The 243-nt window shown below is 68.7% G+C and carries 1 protein-coding gene; it reads left to right on the forward strand.

The genetic code is table 11. The annotated features are described in order from the left end of the window. Positions 1–243: SDR family NAD(P)-dependent oxidoreductase (locus ACPYOG_RS20405; protein WP_481295899.1), on the forward strand; the 243-nt coding region annotated here is incomplete at both ends.

Raw genomic sequence — 243 nt, forward strand, 5'->3', positions numbered from 1 at the left:
TCGAGCTGGACGAGGAGACGTTCGAGAAGTTGATGGCCGTCAACGGCAGGAGCGCCGTCTTCGGCACCCAACGCGCCGCGAAGCGCTTCATCGACCAGTGCTCGGGTGGGGTGGTGGTCAACATCTCGTCGGTGCACGAGGACTGGCCAGTGCCCGGCAACCTGACCTACTGCGTGTCGAAGGGCGGGATGCGGATGCGCGCCCGCACCGCCGGAGTGGAGCTCGGGCCGCAGGGCGTCCGGG

The sequence above is a fragment of the Leifsonia sp. HAY1-4F genome (assembly GCF_056755275.1).